Genomic DNA, 2500 nt, shown 5'->3' with positions numbered 1-2500 from the left:
TCTCTGCGAAATCTATTTAGGTAGAGCGTCATCCGAATACCCCGGGGGGTAGAGCACTGGATGGGTAATGGGGCCCCACAGGCTTACTGATCCTAACCAAACTCCGAATACCCGGGAGTACTAGATGGCAGACACACTGCGGATGCTAACGTCCGTAGTGGAGAGGGAAACAACCCTGACCTACGACTAAGGCCCCCAATTCATGGCTAAGTGGGAAAGCAGGTGGGACGACCAAAACAACCAGGAGGTTGGCTTAGAAGCAGCCATCCTTTAAAGATAGCGTAACAGCTCACTGGTCTAAATAAGTTGTCCTGCGGCGAAGATGTAACGGGGCTCAAGCCATGAGCCGAAGTCTAGGGATGCGTAAGCATCGGTAGCAGAGCGTAGTGTGACATAGTCTCATTCCTCCTTCATGCCTTCGGGCAGATTGGAGGAGAGAGGCTTTCGATGAAGCCGGGGCGTGAGCCATCCGGTGGAGAGATCACTAGTGAGAATGATGACATGAGTAGCGACAAAGAGTGTGAGAGACACTCTCGCCGAAAGTCCAAGGGTTCCTGCTTAAAGCTAATCTGAGCAGGGTAAGCCGGCCCCTAAGCCGAGGCCGAAAGGCGTAGGCGATGGGAACTAGGTTAATATTCCTAGGCCAGGAGGATGTGACGGATCACAGGTGTAGTTCAATCTTATCGGATTGATTGGGCTGCTGAGTGGTTCCTGGAAATAGCCCTCCATCAGACCGTACCCTAAACCGACACAGGTGGACTGGTAGAGCATACCAAGGCGCTTGAGAGAACGATGTTGAAGGAACTCGGCAAAATACCTCCGTAAGTTCGCGAGAAGGAGGCCCGGTTCCTAGGCAACTAGGGGCTGGGGGCACAAACCAGGGGGTGGCGACTGTTTATTAAAAACACAGGGCTCTGCGAAGTCGCAAGACGACGTATAGGGTCTGACGCCTGCCCGGTGCCTGAAGGTTAAAAGGAGAGGTGAGAGCCTTGAATTGAAGCCCAGGTAAACGGCGGCCGTAACTATAACGGTCCTAAGGTAGCGAAATTCCTTGTCGGGTAAGTTCCGACCTGCACGAATGGCGTAACGACTTCCCCGCTGTCTCCAACATCGACTCAGCGAAATTGAATTGCCTGTCAAGATGCAGGCTTCCCGCGGTTAGACGGAAAGACCCCGTGCACCTTTACTACAGCTTCGCACTGGCATCAGGATTGTGATGTGCAGGATAGGTGGTAGGCTTTGAAGCGGAAACGCAAGTATCCGTGGAGCCTCCCTTGAGATACCACCCTTCGCACTCTTGATGTCTAACCGCGGTCCGTTATCCGGATCCGGGACCCTGCGTGGCGGGTAGTTTGACTGGGGCGGTCGCCTCCTAAAGCGTAACGGAGGCGCGCGAAGGTTGGCTCAGAGCGGTCGGAAATCGCTCGTTGAGTGCAATGGCAGAAGCCAGCCTGACTGCAAGACTGACAAGTCGAGCAGAGTCGAAAGACGGCCATAGTGATCCGGTGGTCCCGAGTGGAAGGGCCATCGCTCAACGGATAAAAGGTACGCCGGGGATAACAGGCTGATACTGCCCAAGAGTCCATATCGACGGCAGTGTTTGGCACCTCGATGTCGGCTCATCTCATCCTGGGGCTGGAGCAGGTCCCAAGGGTACGGCTGTTCGCCGTTTAAAGAGGTACGTGAGCTGGGTTTAGAACGTCGTGAGACAGTTCGGTCCCTATCTGCCGTGGGTGTAGGAGACTTGAGAGGAGTTGCCCCTAGTACGAGAGGACCGGGGTGAACGATCCACTGGTGGACCAGTTGTCGTGCCAACGGCAGTGCTGGGTAGCTATGATCGGACAGGATAACCGCTGAAGGCATCTAAGCGGGAAGCCCCCCTCAAAACAAGGTCTCCCTGAGGGCCGTGGAAGACCACCACGTCAATAGGCCGGAGATGTAAGCGCAGTAATGCGTTCAGTTGACCGGTACTAATCGCCCGATAGGCTTGATTTGATCCAGTAATGGAAAGACAAATCACCAAAAGCATACACTGACCTTGAGTTGGATAACGTCGCAGCGCCAAGCCGCGATGTTGGTTGATACTATAACCGAGTGGCAACGCGCCTTTTGCAAGCAAAAGACGCTGCCTGCCACCTCGTCGCTTTCCTGCAGCGCAGGAAAGTCGACACGGGCTTTTCCTCGGTTTGGTGGTCATAGCGCAAGTGAAACACCCGGTCCCATCCCGAACCCGGAAGTTAAGCACTGCCGCGCCAATGGTACTTGGGCTTAAGCCCCGGGAGAGTAGGTCACCGCCAAACCTAGTAAAAGCCCACAGTCTCTCAAACACGATGAAAAGAACACTACCCGGTCTCAAGTAGCCGAATAGGCGCTAGACCAACACAAGACCTCAAGTAGCGTAAGCGATAGGTCACTTAAAGTGTCGCGGGATGGAGCAGCCCGGTAGCTCGTCAGGCTCATAACCTGAAGGTCGCAGGTTCAAATCCTGCTCCCGCAACCA

1 tRNA gene and 2 rRNA genes (1 of these 3 cut by a window edge) are annotated in these 2500 nt (G+C 54.6%); all 3 read left to right on the top strand.

Going from position 1 to position 2500, the window contains the following annotated elements:
* Positions 1-1995 (top strand): 23S ribosomal RNA (locus tag ACR0I1_RS20450) (it extends 832 nt beyond the left edge of the window).
* A gap of 190 nt (positions 1996-2185) precedes the next feature.
* Positions 2186-2300, top strand: a 5S ribosomal RNA gene (rrf, locus tag ACR0I1_RS20445).
* A gap of 123 nt (positions 2301-2423) precedes the next feature.
* Positions 2424-2500 (top strand) — tRNA-Met (locus tag ACR0I1_RS20440).

The organism is Ruegeria sp. B11, assembly GCF_056539785.1.
The sequence above is the reverse complement of the archived record's forward strand: the minus strand, read 5'-3'. Positions and strand labels throughout refer to the sequence as shown.